The organism is Haloferula rosea, from assembly GCF_016595525.1.
GTDB classification, from domain to species: Bacteria; Verrucomicrobiota; Verrucomicrobiia; order Verrucomicrobiales; family Akkermansiaceae; genus Haloferula; species Haloferula rosea.
Genome location: NZ_JAENII010000007.1, coordinates 65,392 through 81,492, shown reverse-complemented (window position 1 = coordinate 81,492; position 16,101 = coordinate 65,392). Strand labels below are relative to the sequence as shown.

At 60.5% G+C, this 16,101-nt stretch carries 10 protein-coding genes; 5 read left to right on the top strand and 5 right to left on the bottom strand.

Annotated features, from left to right (window positions below):
• Positions 1-5 precede the first annotated feature (5 nt).
• The 4 genes from JIN81_RS10370 to JIN81_RS10355 form a co-directional block, all read right to left on the bottom strand.
• Positions 6-1,772, bottom strand: a complete 1,767-nt coding sequence (locus JIN81_RS10370; RefSeq protein ID WP_200278879.1) for an NADH-quinone oxidoreductase subunit G — start codon at positions 1,770-1,772, stop codon at positions 6-8.
• A gap of 173 nt (positions 1,773-1,945) precedes the next feature.
• Entirely contained in the window at positions 1,946-2,509 is a 564-nt protein-coding gene (locus tag JIN81_RS10365; protein WP_200278878.1) for an elongation factor P, read from the bottom strand.
• Positions 2,510-2,698: 189 nt separating this feature from the next.
• A complete protein-coding gene (gene gltB / locus JIN81_RS10360; protein WP_200278877.1) occupies positions 2,699-7,384 on the bottom strand; it encodes a glutamate synthase large subunit in 4,686 nt (1,561 codons plus the stop codon).
• 183 nt (positions 7,385-7,567) lie between these two features.
• A complete protein-coding gene (locus JIN81_RS10355) occupies positions 7,568-8,404 on the bottom strand; it encodes an alpha/beta hydrolase (protein WP_200278876.1) in 837 nt (278 codons plus the stop codon).
• Between the two features lie 61 nt (positions 8,405-8,465).
• On the opposite strand from JIN81_RS10355, the gene JIN81_RS10350 reads away from it, so the two are divergent.
• Positions 8,466-9,350, top strand: coding sequence for a hypothetical protein (locus JIN81_RS10350; RefSeq protein ID WP_200278875.1), 885 nt, complete (start codon positions 8,466-8,468; stop codon positions 9,348-9,350).
• A 280-nt stretch (positions 9,351-9,630) separates the two neighbouring features.
• On the opposite strand, the gene JIN81_RS19470 is transcribed toward JIN81_RS10350, so the two are convergent.
• Positions 9,631-12,528 carry a DEAD/DEAH box helicase gene (locus JIN81_RS19470; RefSeq protein ID WP_200278874.1) on the bottom strand — a complete coding sequence of 966 codons (2,898 nt, stop codon included), beginning with the start codon at positions 12,526-12,528 and terminating at the stop codon, positions 9,631-9,633.
• Between the two features lie 112 nt (positions 12,529-12,640).
• On the opposite strand from JIN81_RS19470, the gene JIN81_RS10340 reads away from it, so the two are divergent.
• The 4 genes from JIN81_RS10340 (at position 12,641) to JIN81_RS10325 (ending at position 16,100) form a co-directional block, all read left to right on the top strand.
• Positions 12,641-13,423, top strand: coding sequence for a ParA family protein (locus tag JIN81_RS10340; RefSeq protein WP_200278873.1), 783 nt, complete (start codon positions 12,641-12,643; stop codon positions 13,421-13,423).
• 214 nt (positions 13,424-13,637) lie between these two features.
• Positions 13,638-14,666 (top strand): rod shape-determining protein, encoded by a 1,029-nt coding sequence (locus JIN81_RS10335; protein WP_200278872.1) that lies wholly within the window; start codon positions 13,638-13,640, stop codon positions 14,664-14,666.
• A gap of 31 nt (positions 14,667-14,697) precedes the next feature.
• Positions 14,698-15,510 carry a rod shape-determining protein MreC gene (mreC, locus tag JIN81_RS10330; protein WP_200278871.1) on the top strand — a complete coding sequence of 271 codons (813 nt, stop codon included), beginning with the start codon at positions 14,698-14,700 and terminating at the stop codon, positions 15,508-15,510.
• Positions 15,507-16,100, top strand: a complete 594-nt coding sequence (locus tag JIN81_RS10325) for a hypothetical protein (protein WP_200278870.1) — start codon at positions 15,507-15,509, stop codon at positions 16,098-16,100. The genes mreC and JIN81_RS10325 overlap by 4 nt, the downstream gene beginning before the upstream one ends.
• The last annotated feature ends 1 nt before the right edge of the window (position 16,101 follow it).

Here is a 16,101-nt window from a genome sequence, read left to right as displayed (position 1 = left end):
AAGGATTAGCCGACGATCTCACCCGCTGCCTTGCGGGCTCGTTCGTTTTCCAAGAGTGGGATGGTGACACCGGTTTCGGTCACGGAAACCCCGAGGTCACCGATCTTGCTCAGGGTGAGGCCTTCGAATTCGCTGACCTCCTCGCGCATGGCGGAGAAGACGTCCTCGATCATCTGCGGGTAGTCGGCGCTCATTCCGGACTCACCCTTGAAGCTCGCCGTGATGTCGCGGAGGACTTCCCAGTCGTCGCGTGCCAGTCCGCGCGGTTCAAGCGCCCGGTTGAGGCGCTGGATGCGTCCGGTCACATTCACCATGGATCCGCGCTTCTCAGTGAAGGCAGCGCCTGGCAGGACGACGTCGCTGGCTTCGGCTGTGGCGCCTGCGAGCAGCTGGATGGATGCGAGGAAGTCGAGTTTTTCAAGGTCCTCGGTGGAGAACCCTGCTTCGGCGGTGAGGTCTTCACCCAATGAGAGGACGACCTTGATTGATCCGTCGCGGACTCCGTCGCGAATCGACTCGAGTCGGAATGCTGGATCCGCCCGGCGCCAAACCAGCTTGCTTCCCGTGGTATTCGGGTTGCGATCAGCGGAAATCAGGATGCCATCGCTCTCCGCATCACGGGGCACGGTGGTCAGATGCTCGGTGCCGATCTGGTCCGCCAGCGCCTTGGCCAGGTGGAGTTCCTCGTTGGTGAGCCTTGCCGATGCGACGATGGCGATTTCGGATGCCGCGTGGGCCTTGAGTGAGTCAGCGACTTGGGCGAGGGCATCGGACCACGACGCGGGCTGATGTTTCCCTTCCGCTTTCACCATTGGTTCGGTGAGGCGCTCGGGTGAGTCGATGTAGTGGAAATTGAGACGGTGGGAATCCGGCATCCAGCAGGAGTTCACGTCGTCATTCTGACGGGGGGTGATGCGATAAACCTTATCTTCCCGGGTCCACACGGTGATGTTGGCTCCGGTTCCGCAGTTGACGTCGATCGTCTGCGTCTCCTTGAGGAACCACACCCGCATCTGGAAACGGAAATCGTTGCTGGTCAGCGCGCCCACCGGGCAGATGTCCGCGGTGTTGAGGGAGTAGTTTGAATCGAGTTCACGGTTCGGGTGAACCGTCAGAGTCGTGTAGGTGCCACGCTGGGTGAAGCCGAGCACGGGGTCGTCGGCGACCTCGTCCATGAAGCGGATGCAGCGGCTGCACATGATGCAGCGTTCGTCATCGAGACGGATGCGCGGACCGATCTCGACGTTCTTCGGCTTCTTGACCTTCATGTCGATGAAGCGCGATGAGAACCGGCCATGGCCCACCGAGAACTCCTGCAGGCGGCACTCGCCAGCCTGGTCGCAGATTGGACAATCGAGCGGGTGGTTGATGAGCAGGAACTCCATCACGCCCTTGCGGACTCCCTCCACGAGCTCGCCACCGGTACGGATGCCCATGTTTTCGGCCACCGTGTTGGCACAGGCGATGACCGGGCGGGGCATCCAACCGATGGGCTGGTAGCCCTCGTCATCGAAGGTCGGGTCCTGCCCGGGAGTGGGACGGGGTGGCATGCCCATCTGGACAAGACACATCCGGCAGTTGCCGGGAGAACTGAGCTTCGGGTGATAGCAATAGTGAGGCACCTCGACGCCGAACTGGCGGCAGGCCTCGATCATCCGGGTCCCCTTGGGAACTTGTCGCCAGATCCCGTCGATCTGCACATTGACGAGGCCCTTTTCGGCAGCGAGGTCCTTAGGCAGTTTGGCTTCAGCAGTGGAGGCGGTATCGCTCATGGCGCACAAATTGGCAGGGGTTTGACCCCACGCGCGGGGAATATGAAAAGCCCCCCCACGAGCGGCAAGTGCCCTTTGTGAAAAATTTCACAAAGTCGGACGAAATCGACGGTGATTCGGTTCAACGGCCCAGAACTCGGGGGAAATTGGCAGACTACTGTGCAGATCTTGCTTCAGGCGCGCCCCATGTAGGACCCGTCTTCCGTCTTGATCTGCAGGCGATCGCCGGGATTGATGAAAAGTGGGGCCTGGATCACGAGGCCGGTCTCCATCGTCACGGTCTTGTTGGAGTTGTTGGCGGAGTCGCCTTTCACGCCTTCCGGGGCCTCAGCCACGGTCATTTCCATGGATTGCGGCAATTCAATGTCGGCCACCACACCATCTGCGAAGAGCAGGGTGTATTCCTGTCCTTCGATGAGATAATCCTTGCAGGAGTCAATGATTTCGCCGGGCACAACCACGTCGTCGTAGGTCTCGCTGTTGAGGAAATGATGACCTTCCGCATCCTTGTAGGAATACTCGTGGGGCACGCGTTCCAGCATCACGGAATCCATCGAATCGTTCGAGGTAAGGCGCAGATTGGAAACCTTCTTCGAGGCCACGCTGCGAACCGACATCTGCACGTAGGAAGCCATGCGTGGAGGGGTCTTGAGTTCGTGAGCGATGACGACACAAACGTCGCCGTTGTGGCGGACCGCGTGACCGCGGCGGAGGTTGATTACGGGCGTGCTGGCCATGGTGGGATGGGGGATAGGAGCCCGTCGGGCTTTTGGCAAGAATTGATGAGTCTCCAGGCGGATTCGAGGGAGTGACCGGCAACCGTATGTGGTCGGAAAGCCTTCGAGACGCCTGACGGACGAGAACTCAGGGAGTGGTGGCCCGAGAACCACCGCCCCTGAATTTCCCGCTGTCCGCAAGTTGGTCTCTTATTTCGAGCCGGTTGGCTCGGCCGCGGACTCGTGTTCTTCTTCGGCGGCTTCCAGGGCGGCGCGTTCCTTCGGGATGACCCGGACGAACTTGCCGGAGTTCTCCGACCAGTTTTCAAGCAGCGCCTTGCCGTGGGGGCTGCCGGTCTGAGCGACGTGGTCTTCGATCAGCCCCTTCAATTCCTCGATGTCCTGAGCGCGCTGAATCTTCAAGGCGATCACCATCTCAGGATTCACGCGGGAGTAGAAACGACCATCGACGTCGTACACGTAGGCGGTGCCGCCTGACATGCCGGCTCCGAAGTTCTTGCCGGTCTTGCCGAGGATGGCGACCGTCCCGTTGGTCATGTATTCGCAACCGTGATCACCGACGCCTTCCACCACGGCAACCGCACCCGAGTTCCGCACGCAGAAGCGCTCACCGGCACGCCCGTTGAGGAACAATCGGCCTCCGGTCGCTCCGTAGAGGCAGGTATTGCCTGCGATCGCATTTTTCGCGGCCTCGAATTTCGCGTCGGCTGGTGGGCGAACCACGATTTCGCCGGCGGCCATGCCTTTGCCGACGTAGTCGTTTGCTTCGCCAACGAGGTCGATCTTGACCCCGGAGACGAGGAAGCAACCGAGTGACTGACCGGCCGTGCCACGAAGATTGAGCGTGATCGCGGTGGACCCATTGAATCCATGGTTCCCATGGACTTCAGCGATGCGACCCGAGAGACGCGTAGCGATATTCCGGTCGGTGTTGACCACGTCGTAGCTGAGCGAAACTGCAGCGCGATCCGGGAGAAGCTTGATGGCTTCGACGGTTTTCTCATCGATGGAGTCGGCGCCGTATTCGATCGTGGATGGCACCGCATCCGGGTCGACATCGAGGGCCTTCTTGAGATCGGCAAGAATCTGCAGGTCGAGGGCTGGCTTCGAGATGCCGTCGTTGCGCTCGGCCGTCCGATGGCGAACCACACTTGATTCGTCGACACCCTGTTGCTCGGCGAGGGCTGCAGCCACATCCTTGAGCACGGGGGAGAGGTCCACGGTGTTTGCCTTCGGGTGATCCGGCACCTCGCGTTGGGCGAGGAACTCAGGTCGACCGATCAATTCGTTCAGGTTGCGAACCCCGAGGTCTGCCATGATTTCCCGGGCTTCCTGGGCGACACCCTTGAGGAAGTTGATCACCATCTCGGGTGTTCCCTTGAACTTGGAACGCCACTTCGGATCCGTTGTGGCAACGCCGACCGGGCAGTTGTTGAGGTGGCACTTGCGCACATAGACACAGCCCATGGCGATCATCGCAATGGTTCCGAAGTTGTATTCCTCGGCACCCAGGATGGCGGCGGTGACGATGTCGCGACCAGTGCGGAGTCCACCGTCGGTGCGCACGGTCACGCGGTTGCGGAGGTTGTTGATCAGCAGGGTTTGCTGGGCTTCGGAAAGTCCGAGTTCCCAAGGGGAGCCCGCGTGCTTGGTCGAGGACAAGGGGGATGCGGCCGTGCCTCCGTCGTGACCGGAGATGAGGATCGTGTCGGCGTCGGCCTTGGCCACCCCGGAGGCGATCGTGCCCACGCCCGTTTCAGCCACCAGTTTCACGGTGACACGTGCCCGCGGATTCACTTCCTTCAAGTCGTGGATGAGCTGGGCGAGATCCTCAATACTATAAATATCGTGGTGAGGTGGAGGCGAGATGAGTTGGACACCCGGTTGGGTGTTCCGCAGGCGTGCGATCAGGCCGTTGACCTTGTGTCCGGGTAGTTGGCCGCCTTCACCCGGCTTGGCTCCCTGGGCCATCTTGATCTCGAGTTCATCGGCGTTGACCAGGTAGTAGGCGGACACCCCGAAGCGACCGGAGGCAATCTGCTTGATCCATGACCGCGCCATGTCGCCATTCGGATACGGCTTGAAGCGCTTCACATCCTCGCCGCCTTCTCCGGAGTCGGACTTGGCACCCAGCTTGTTCATTGCGATCGCCAGGGTCTCGTGGGCCTCGGGCGAGAGGGCGCCGAGCGACATGGCGGCGGTGGTGAAGCGGCGGCAAATGTCTTCGACCGACTCGACTTCGTCGATCGGCACGGGACCGCTGGATGACGGCACGAACTTGAATAGGTCGCGGATGGCCATCGGGTTCGTTTCAAGGGTGGCTTTGACGTAATCGTCGTAGTCCTCCTTGTTTCCGCCTTTCACGTAGGTGTGGAAATTCTTGATGACCTCGGTGGTGAGGGCGTGACGCTCGCCCGCCTTCCGGAATCGGTTGTATCCCGGATCACCGAGATTGAGGGTCTCACCCTCGGGGACCTCGGTGGAGAATGCCGCCTTGTGGCGGTTCAGGGACTCATGGGCGATTTCGCCGAAACCCACTCCACCGATTTTCGACTGCATGCCGGTGAACGATGACTCGATGACCTCCTTGCCGACGCCGATGGCCTCGAAGATCTGGGCACCTTGGTAGGAGTTGAGGACGGAAATCCCCATCTTCGACATGATCTTGAGCAGTCCTTTCTCGAGGGCCTTGCGGTAGTTGCTCATGGCCTTCTCAGGTGAGATGCCTTCACCGAGCTTGTTCTTGCCCTCATCCGCTGCGACGAGTTGGCGAACGGTGGCAAAGCCGAGGTAGGGGCACACCGCGGTGGCTCCGACGCCGAAGACGCAGGCCAACTGGTGGGTGTCACGGACTTCACCCGTCTCGAGCACGAGCGATGCCTTGAGGCGCTTGCGCTCGCGGATCAGGTGGTGATGAACCGTGCCGGTTGCCAGCATCGATGGGATGGCGACCCGGTCCTTGCTGGTGGCGCGGTCGGAAAGAATGAGGATGTTCACACCGCCATCGACCGCTTGTACGGCTTCATCGCACAGCTCATCGAGGCGAGCCTTCATGCCGTTGGTTCCGCTGGCGGCATCCCACGTGATGTCGAGGGTTTTGGACGGGAAACCTTCTTCTTCGAGATATTGGATCCGCTCGAGTTGGTGCTCGAACAGGATCGCGGACTGGAGTTGCACGATGCGTGCGTGCTCCGGGGTTTCCTCAAGCCAGTTGAGTTCAGGGCCAAGTCCGGCGGAAAGGCTCATCACGGCCCACTCACGGATCGGGTCGATCGGCGGGTTGGTCACCTGGGCGAAGCGCTGTTTGAAGTACGTGAAGAGTAGTCGTGGGTAGGTGGACAGGAAGGCGAGGGGGATGTCGTCGCCCATCGAGAACACGGCTTCCTGGGCGCCCTTGATCATGGGCGGGAACACCATGTCGAGTTCCTCGAGGGAAATGCCGTGTGACACCTGCTGGCGGGAAAGCTCGAGCGCGTCGAAATCAACGTCCGGCGTGTGGGGGTCCGGCGATACGAAGCGACGAAGCTCGAGTCGGTTCTCGTCGATCCAGCGGCGGTATGGCTTCTGTTTGGCAAGCGCCTCCTTGACCTCGCGGTCCGCCATGAACTTGCCGGTGCGGGTGTCGACGGAAAGCATCTGCCCCGGACCGAGCCTGCCCTTGCTGATGACCTTGGCGTCGTCGAGGACGACCGCGCCGGCCTCCGATCCGATGTAGAGGATGCCGTCGTCGGTCAGCTTGTAGCGCGACGGACGCAGGCCGTTCCGATCGAGTGAAGCGCAGAGCTTCACGCCGTCGGTGTAAACCAAGCCGGCGGGGCCATCCCACGGCTCCGAGAAGGAGCGGTTGAACTGATAGAATGCCTTGAGGTCTTCCGAGATGTCCTCGTCGTGCGAGAATGCGGGAGGGACGAGCATGCACATGGCATGCTCGAGAGAACGCCCGGACAGGACGAGAACTTCGAGGGCGTGGTCGAGCGAGCACGAGTCCGACTCGTTGTGGCTCGTGAGGTTCTTGAGAAGTGCGAGGTCGTCGCCCCAGACTTCGGATTCAAAGTAATCCTCGCGGCTCGAGAGCCAGTTGCGGTTGCCTTCGACGGTGTTGATCTCACCGTTGTGGCACATCATCCGGAACGGCTGACCAAGCGGCCAGGCCGGGAAGGTATTGGTCGAGAAGCGCTGGTGATAGAGTGCGATCGATGTTTCGAAGTCGGAATCCTGAAGGTCCTTGTAGAATCCGCGGAGCGCGGCAGGCATCGCGAGTCCCTTGTAGGAGATGAGGCGACTGGAGAAGGACGGCATGTAGAATGACGGGACTTCGGAGGTCTCGATCTCGATCTTCCGTCGGCAGAGGAAAAGCTGACGTTCGAAGTGGTCGCCATCCCAGCCTGCCGGCTTCTTCAGGAGCAGGTGCTCGATTTGTGGCTGCGAACGCAGGGCGATCTTGCCGAGTGCGTCAGGATCCACCGGGACCTCGCGCCAGCCAATGATGTCGATGCCACGCTCGGTGACGACCGATTCGGCAAGCTCCTTGATCGACTTGGCGGCGGCAGCGTCACTTTCGGGAAGGAAGAAGACAGCAACGGCGAGGTCCGAGTCGTCCTCGAGGCTACCTCCCAGAGAAGCCACCACCTTGCGGAAGAGCGGGTAGGGGATCTGGGACAGAATTCCTGAGCCGTCACCCGTCTTCATGTCGGCATCCACAGCGCCCCGGTGGGTCATGTTGCACACCGAGTGGAGTGCGTATTCCAGCACCTGTGAACTGCGCTTGCCCTCGATTTGGGCGATGGCGCCCATGCCACAGTTGTCGCGCTCCTCGGACAGGGAGTGCATCGAGCCGGGAACAAGCGGAGTGGACGGGTGGTAAAATCGATTCATCGCAGCAATAATAACGGAAAAACTTCGTCCCGCGGCGCCGCGCTCAATCGTTGTCTGGCGGTCTTCCGCCACGGGGCAGGGACTAAAATGCAGGGTGGTGGCAGTGCCAAGCAGGAATTGTGCCTGCAACACGACTTGGCAGTCTCGGCATCCGGCAGGATTTCAGCCGGATGGGCAGGGGATTTACAGGTCTGCCAACTCGTCCGGCTCGAGCAGATCCAAGCCGACGAGGAAATGGTCGGCGGCCTTGAGGGTCAGTTCGTAGTGCAACTCGGACACGTTGAAATTGAAGAAGGAGTGCTCTGCTCGCTCGAATTCCAGCAATTCCACCTGATTCCCACGCCACTTCAGGCCTTTGACGAATTTCCGGGCGTCCTCGAAGGGGGTGACGCGGTCGGATTTGCCATGGCAAAGCATCATCGGCGGGAGTTTGCGGCGCATCTGCCGGAGCGGACAATGCTTCCGGGCCGTCTTTCCATCAGGAAAACGCTTGGCGAATTGGGAAGGCGTGGTGTCGAGGAGTGAACTGAACAAAACCAGCGCCTTCGGGCTGATGGGCGGGGCCGGGTCGTTCTTTCCAGGTTTGGGCAGGACCTGCTCAAGGGCGAGGAAGGCGCCGCCGGATGCGCCGCTGAAAACTATCCGGTCGAGGTCGATTCCGAGGCGTTCGGAATGCTCGGCAAGCCAGGCGAGAAAGACCTTCACATCTTCCATTGCCTCCATCGGGCCGGTGCGATGAGTGGACTCGAGTCGCGTTTCGACGACAACGGCCATGGCTCCGCGAGTCGCGAAATGCAGGCATTGGGGCACGAATTGCGTGGGCATGGCCGTGTCCCAGAACCCACCGTGGAAAAAGACGATCAGCGGCCATTGGCGCTCGAGCGAAAAATCGTGTGGGACGAAGAAATGCGCCTGCACCGGACCCTCCGGAGTTTCCAGATAGGTCAGCGGTGTGGCTGACTTCATCATCTCACGTTGGCGTTCCTGGCCAAGGAGGGGTACTTTCGAAAGCAGGGACATGGATGGGGAGAACGAAGGAGAGTCTTGTTTCTCAGGCCAACTTGTCCAATCGTTTTCCGCAATGACGACACGCATTCTTTCCGCGGCGCTGTTCCTGGCCGCTTCGATCCCTTCGCTGGCCGATCAGGCGGCTCTCGGACAGCAACTGACCAAAACCTATCAGGCCTGGCGCGAAGCGGTGATCAAACGCGATGCCCGGCAGTGGCAGGCGTTGACGGCTGATTATCGTCGACGGGAAGTTCAGAACCGTCTGGTTTCCGAAAAACGTCCGTTTCCAGCCGCGGTGTTCGAATTGCCTGCGCCGCCACCAAGTCTGCAGGGTTTACGGATCATGCATCTGTCGCAAAAGGGGCCGACGGCGAAAGTCGGCTATTTCGGTGCAGTCAATTTCGGCGTTGGTGGAGCGCCGACCGAAAATGTGCTCGTTCTCTCATTTGTATCGGAACGCGGGCGCTGGACCTACGACCGGGCTGATTTTGTGAATCTGGCCGCCTTGCCGGAGGTGCGAAAAGAGCTCGCAGCTGGCAATCCTCGCTATTTCAAGGAAACCCCGGAATGCCAGGCTACCGGACAGATTCCACCCACGCCTGCGCTTGTGCCGCCTGCGAAGTACATCGCAAAGGCCTACGTGTTCTGTCCGGGGCGGGAGGTCCAGCTGCAGATCAACCGAGTCAGCCGCCATCGCTTCGCCAATGCCAAGGAGGCTGAGATCGTTCTGGGTGGCGCGAAGGATGGCCGCAACGAAGTGACGTTCACGGCGAAGCCACTTGAGGGCAGCACGGGCAAGGAGGCCATGGCGATCCGGGTATACCTGATGTCCGAGATCGAAGGAGTGAAGCCGATCATCGCCTATGAGTATCTCATCAAGGAGGGTCAGCCTGTGAAGGGCTTCGAATCCGGGCAGTTCAATCTTGATCCTGCCACAGCTGCCAAATTGGTCCCATAGCTTCGATTGGGGCCTCCGAGGCCGGAATCCAGCATGGTCGCGGCTCACTACTGGTCTAAAGCATTACTTGTTACAATGTATGTAATGCGGAATCGAAATAGGTGGTCTCGGACGGGGTGTTGTTCCCTGTCTTTCCATGATTCGGTTTGGGATTCGCATGGGACTTTGCCGAGCTCTCCCGACCGCGTGTCAGTCCGCTAGGTCGCCGAGCTTCCCAAACTTCGTCTTCCGCTTCTGCTGTCGTGCACTAAGCCGCCACCCTGTGCTTGCCGGATCGTGCCTAAAGTTCGATCAAGCTTCTGAGATCGTCGTTGGACCAGTTTGATGGCGTTTCGTCCTCGGTGATTTGCGAAATCATGGCTTGCTTGGCCAGCTGGAGCTTCCGCACGCGTTCCTCAACCGAATCCCGGATCAGCAAGCGATGGATGCTGACCGGTCTGGATTGTCCGATCCGGTGGGCGCGGTCGCTGGCCTGGGCTTCGACGGCTGGATTCCACCACGGATCCATATGAACGACTGCATCTGCGGCCGTCAGATTGAGGCCGTATCCGCCCGCTTTCAGACTGATGAGGAAAACGGCAGGCCCCTCGTGTTTTTGGAACTCGTTGACCAGTGCGGTGCCGTTCCTGGTGCTGCCATCGAGCCGGAAAATCCTCCCGGCCTGACCGAGTTTTTCGGTTTCCAGTTTTCGTAAATAGCTAGGGAATTGACTGAATACCAACGTTTTGCAATGTTCTATCGCGCGGGAATCTAGGTATTCACCAAGCCAGTGGGTTTTCGCGCTGACGGCCGATTCCTCGAGGTCCGTGACGAGTGCTGGATCCAGACAAATTTGGCGTAGCCGAAGCAAGGTCGTGAGCAGGTGCATGCTGGCGGCTCCCTGTTTCCCTTCATCCTGGAGAGATTCCCATTGGTGGACGCCAGCGGTGGCGATCTCACGGTAAAGCGCGCGGGCCCCATCCCCGAGTTCAAGCCACTGGTCGGTCTCGATTCGCTCCGGTAGATCCTTGGCAACTTCGGTCTTCGTTCTTCTGAGGACGTAGGGTGAGATGCGTGTGCGCAGCCTGCGGGTTTCCGCGGCGTCTCCCTGCTCGTATCGGCTGAGGAATTCATCTTTCGCTCCGAGGTAGCCGGGGGCCACGACGCGGAAGATCGACCAGAGGTCGAGCAATCGGTTCTCCACCGGAGTGCCTGTCAGTGCGAGTCGGCCCCCGGGTTTGAGCTTGGCGACCGAGCGCGAGATCTCGCTGTCGGGATTCCGCAGCAGGCTGGCCTCATCCGCCACCACCAACGAGTAGTCCTGAGCGAGGTGAAACGCGAGGTCGCGCACCATGGTGCCATAGCTGGTAATGACGACGACCGACTCGTCGACCTGAGGTCTCAGTGCATCCCGTTTCGGTCCATGGAGAACCACGACCTTCAACTCGGGGGTGAATCGGGACAGCTCATCCGCCCAGTTCCCGATCAGGCTGGTGGGCATGAGGATCAGGCTGGGCTGGCGTGCGCCACCCTTCAGTCGTGTCAGGCAGGCGATGGTCTGAATCGTTTTCCCCAGTCCCATTTCATCGGCGAGGAGGGCGCCACCGAATTGGTCGATACGGTCGAGAATCCAGTCGGCACCGAACACCTGGTAGTCGCGCAGGGTTGCCGGACCGAGAGAGCCTGGGGTCTTTCGTGGAAGGTCCCCCACTCCGGGTTTGCCGGCAGCGATCCGCAGGCATTCCTGTTGGGCACGGGTGAGTTGGAGGCGTCCCTCGGGTCGGACGATGCCAAGATCGGCAAGAAGCGGTTCCACTTCAGTGGCGACCTGCTTGCTGACGACAATCTCCGCGCCGCTCTTTGTTTTCACGCTATCGCGACCGGAGCGAAGAATCTCCAGCACTTTTGCTCGCGGAATGACCTTGCCGCCGTCGGTCTGGAACGAGAGTTCGCAGCTCAACGATTCCTGAGGGCCGAAGTCGAAGTTGGGACGAATGACGTGGAGCGATTTGATGACGTGGCTCAGCCGATCACCCAGTTTCACGGTCCATTCCTCCCCCAAGCGGTGACGATCGTCTGCGAGGAAGGAAAGGATGGCTGGCTTGTCGCGCAGTGTGTAGCCCGAGCCCGACTTTGAGAATCCGAGTTGGGTCATCCTCCGGGCGACACGGTCGGCCGCGGTCCGGTCGGTGGTGAAGATCGTGTTCGTTTCCGGGTCGTGAACAGCGGTTCCTTTGCCTGTATCGATGCGGACTTCCGCATCGAGTGCATTCAGCGACCCCTCAAGGCTCAACTCGACTCTTGCGGTGCGCTGGCGGAAGCGGATCTCGCCGAGCCAGCCGACATGCGGTGCCTGTAGTAGATCCATCCAGGAGTCGATACCGCCGATGAACTCATCCAGGGGAAGATCGAGGCTTCCTTCTTGCAGTAGGTCGAATGCCTCGTCCCGCCACGCAACGGGAACTTCTGCAACTGGTGCTCGGCCAAGAAGCGCTCCACTCATCCAGCCCAGTCCGTAGCCCCAGCGAATCGGAGTGGGCGGATTCTCCAACTCAAGGTGGACGCGGGTTCCCCTGAGGGATGATCCGGCAAGTTTGACCGGTGGCATGGAGTCGGTCGCGATACGCAGCGGATTTCCTTTCGAGTCCGTGAGTCGAGGGTGATCCCGCAGGGCGTCCAATAGTTCGGCTGTTAGGCTGCCGCCTGTGTTCAGGTGGCATGGGAACGACGGGTTCGGGTGGTTGGCCGCAATCCATTGGGAGAGCACCGCATCGGCCACGCCTTCGCCCGGGCCGACGCGATCGAGCTTCACGCTCAAACGTCCGACCGCCAGACCTCTCTCGAATCCCGGGGGAAACTCGATGGCGCAGGCGAGGTTCTCACCATGAGGCGTGGTGACGGTTTCGGTTTCGGGCGTCTCGGTTTCCGCCATGCCGAGACCCGCGAGAACCACTGCCACGGCATGCGCACACACTTCACCGGTGGATCGGTTCTCGCGGCATTGGCATTCCACATCCAGTTGGGTTCCGGTGCGGACAACCGTCCGAAGGCGTCGCTTGCCGACCATGAACTGGGCGGTGGCCAGATCCTCGCCGAGCTTCAGTCCCTGGACGCGACCCCTTTCCAGCAACGACTTTCCTTCCTTGAATGCCTGCCATGAGACTTCGCTGCGAAGTCTTGTCTCGTCCCAGTCGCTCACGTGCCCGACTGTTTCGCCTGACTTTCCGGGTGGTGCGAGAAAAGATTCACGGCAGTTTTGTTTGCCACCCCGCCTTTCGATCGGGAGAGTCAGTGCCCGCTCCGCGTTTGAGATGAAAGTAGTCGCCATCGGTAACCAAAAAGGAGGCGTGGGAAAAACCACGACCGCCCTGAATCTGTCAGCAGCCCTGGCCCTGCAGGGCGAACGAGTGCTGCTCATCGATTTGGACCCGCAGGCGAACACCACCAGCGGTCTCGGCATCGAGTGCGAAGGCGAGGATTCGGTCTACCCTGCCCTGCTCGGCGAAGCGGACGTCAGGGACAAGATCCGCGACTCTGGCCGTGAGCGTTTGTCGCTGATCCCCTCCCACATGGACCTCGCGGGCGTGGAGATCGAACTTGCCCGTAGCGACGACCACCTCGTCCGCCTCCGGCAGCATCTGCAGGGGCTCAAGCCGAACGATCTGTTCGACTACTGCATCCTCGACACTCCCCCATCGCTCGGGGTGCTGATGACCTCGGCCTTGGCGGCGGCGGATGAAATTCTGATTCCCCTCCAGTGCGAATGGTTCGGTCTCGAGGGGCTTGCGAAGATCGTGCACGTGATCGAGCAGATCCGGGATTCCGGCGCGAATCCAGGGCTGACCTTGGAAGGTATCGTCATGACCATGTTCGATGGGCGCACCAATCTCGCCCGTCAGGTCGTCGAGGAGGTGAGGAACTACTTCCCTGATCAGCTCTACGACACCGTGATTCCACGGACCATCCGGATCGGTGAGGCGCCCAGCCACGCGAAGACGATTTTCGAGCATGACCCCGCCGGATTGGGGGCCCGGGCCTACCGGGAAATGGCCGAGGAGTTTCTCAGGCGTCACCAACCGGCGGTCGTCGTCTGAATCCGACGATCTGCTCCTCCGTCAGAACCCTCTAGGGATCATGGATTCAGCCCTTATTCCCGCTTGACCCTCGAGGGCCATCGCGGACATATTTTCGCCCCTCTCCCGGAGATCTCGGGAGGGGGATTTTTTTTCGTCTGCCAGCTCGTGAATTCACGGATTCAAGAGGCTGGCCAATCGCTCAGAGCATCTTCGTAACTCTTTCACCTTCATAATGTTTTCTAAGTTCTTCGGAAAATGGTTTTCCAACGATATCGGTATTGACCTCGGCACAGCCAACACCCTCGTCAACGTCAAGGATCAGGGCATTGTCCTTCGCGAGCCCTCCGTGGTTGCCGTCAAAGCCGGCACCAATGAGGTTTTGGCCGTCGGAGACGACGCCAAACGCATGTTGGGTCGCACGCCGGGCAGCATCGTCGCCATTCGGCCGCTGAAGGATGGCGTGATCGCCGACTTCCAGGTCACTGAGGCCATGCTGCGGCATTTCATTCGCAAGGCGAACAACCGTCGCCGTGGCAATCCCCAGGTCGTGATCGCCGTTCCTTCGGGCATCACTGAGGTGGAACGCCGGGCGGTTTCGGAATCCGCCGAGCAGGCCGGTGCCAGCATCGTCCACATCGTGGAGGAACCCATGGCTGCCGCCATCGGCGTCGGCCTGCCCGTGCTGGATGCTTCGGGCAACATGATCGTGGACATCGGTGGCGGGACCACCGAGGTGGCCTTGATTTCACTCGGTGGCATCGTTTACGCGCGCTCCGTCCGGACCGCGGGCGATGAGATCGATGAGGCCATCGTTTCCTACATGAAACGGGCCTACAACCTGATGATTGGCGAACGCACCGCCGAGGACATCAAGATCCGGCTCGGATCGGCAGCCCCGATTGCCAAGGAAATGACCATGGATGTGAAGGGGCGCGACCTCGTTGCCGGTCTTCCGAAAACCATCACCATCACCTCGCAGGAGGTTCGTGAAGCGATGGCGGATCCGCTGTCGACCATCGTCGATGCAGTGCGCACGACCCTTGAGCGCTGCCCTCCCGAACTTGCCGCCGACCTCGTCGACCGCGGCATGGTCCTCGCCGGCGGAGGTGCCCTGCTCCGCGGATTGGATCGTCTGCTGCGTGAAGAGACCGGGCTCCCGGTCCACGTGGCGGAAGACCCGCTGAGTGCTGTGGCTGAGGGAACCGGCAAGATGCTCCAGGAACTGGATGTGTTGAAGCAGGTGACCCGCCCATCACGTTGATTGTCCGGAATCTCCATCGCCACTTCCTGCGATGAAACCGCTCAATTTGCTCGCTCTCCTCCTGTTTCTCGCAGGAGCGACGTGGGCATTGACGCGGAGTGAACCAACGGTGCGCGACATTCAGGCGACCTACTACCGCTCGATTTCACCTTTCCTGAGCGTCGGCTCGGAACTGGAGAAGCGGTCACGTGCGTTCCTTGATGAAGTCGAGCACTCGAAAGTGCTTGAGGCGGAAATCGAAGCGATGCGGACCGACTTCAATCGGCTACGTCTGATCGAAGCTCAATTCCGCACGGTGGAGGCGGAGAATGCGAGCTTGCGCCGGGCACTGGATTTCCAGGAACGAACCCAGTTCGACGTGGTCGCCGCTCGGGTGACCCGGCGTCAACCGACGACCTGGTGGCAGACCATGGAGATCGATCGCGGTGACCAATCCGGCATTGCCACGGCCTACACCGTGGTGACCGACCGCGGTCTGGTCGGCAAGGTCGACCGACTCGGAAGCCATCGCTCGACCGTCGTGCTTCTCACGGACGAGGCCTGCCAGGTCTCAGCCAAGGTCGAAGGCACACCCGAGGCGGGAATCCTGCAGGGTCAGCGCGAGCAGGTCGGCGGTGAACCGATGCTGCGGTTGCGCTTTCTTTCACGCGATGCACGGATCCGCGAAGGCATGCGGGTCTTCTCGACCGGGCGCGGCGGTGTGTTTCCATCGGACCTGCTGCTGGGTTCGATCGCGCAGGTGATCTCAGGCCCACTTGCCACCGAGGCATTGGTGCGGCCTTCGGTGGATTTCCAGAACCTCGGCACGGTTTTCGTGCTCACCCCCCAGGAGGACAACCCATGATCCGCTACACCTTGTGTCTTCTGATCCTGGTGCTGTTGGCCGTGGTGGTGCAGCAATTCCTGCCGGCACTCACGGTGCTCAATGGCTCGAGGATGCTCCTCGTGCCGCTGGTTTTCCTGTGCGGTGCCGTGACCTTGCCAACCCCTCTCATGCTGGGCCTCGCCTTCGTCTGCGGATTCCTCACCGACGCGGAAAGCACGCTGGGTCCCCATGGGGGTGATCCCGAAGTGTATACCCGTCCGGTCGAGGCCTTGCGCTTCGGATATTCCATCCTCCTTTACGGAGTCATGGGATTCATCATGCAGGGTATCCAGCCACTGTTCCGTCAGGGGCGCTGGCAGGTATCCACCATCCTGACCGGAGTCTCGGTCTTTCTTTATCTCCTGACAGAGTATTTACTCATCAACTTCGTGCGTGGAGGCTTTACCTTCAGTCGCGGAACCTTGTTCAAGATCGTCTTCACCTCCGGGCTGACCACGATCTTCTCACCACTCGTCTTCTGGCTCCTCTTTCGTATCGCGGAATGGAGCAACTACACCATTCGGTTAGATGGATTGAAGCGCGGGGCAACCAGGGCGCAGGCCGTCTGAT

Bases quoted from the DNA above. Each gene is read 5' to 3' on its own strand.
- JIN81_RS10350 (WP_200278875.1), top strand. From the start codon at position 8,466: ATGACGACACGCATTCTTTCCGCGGCGCTGTTCCTGGCCGCTTCGATC.
- JIN81_RS10355 (WP_200278876.1), bottom strand. From the start codon at position 8,404: ATGTCCCTGCTTTCGAAAGTACCCCTCCTTGGCCAGGAACGCCAACGT.
- JIN81_RS10365 (WP_200278878.1), bottom strand. From the start codon at position 2,509: ATGGCCAGCACGCCCGTAATCAACCTCCGCCGCGGTCACGCGGTCCGC.
- gltB (WP_200278877.1), bottom strand. From the start codon at position 7,384: ATGAATCGATTTTACCACCCGTCCACTCCGCTTGTTCCCGGCTCGATG.
- JIN81_RS10335 (WP_200278872.1), top strand. From the start codon at position 13,638: ATGTTTTCTAAGTTCTTCGGAAAATGGTTTTCCAACGATATCGGTATT.
- JIN81_RS10370 (WP_200278879.1), bottom strand. From the start codon at position 1,772: ATGAGCGATACCGCCTCCACTGCTGAAGCCAAACTGCCTAAGGACCTC.
- JIN81_RS10340 (WP_200278873.1), top strand. From the start codon at position 12,641: ATGAAAGTAGTCGCCATCGGTAACCAAAAAGGAGGCGTGGGAAAAACC.
- mreC (WP_200278871.1), top strand. From the start codon at position 14,698: ATGAAACCGCTCAATTTGCTCGCTCTCCTCCTGTTTCTCGCAGGAGCG.
- JIN81_RS10325 (WP_200278870.1), top strand. From the start codon at position 15,507: ATGATCCGCTACACCTTGTGTCTTCTGATCCTGGTGCTGTTGGCCGTG.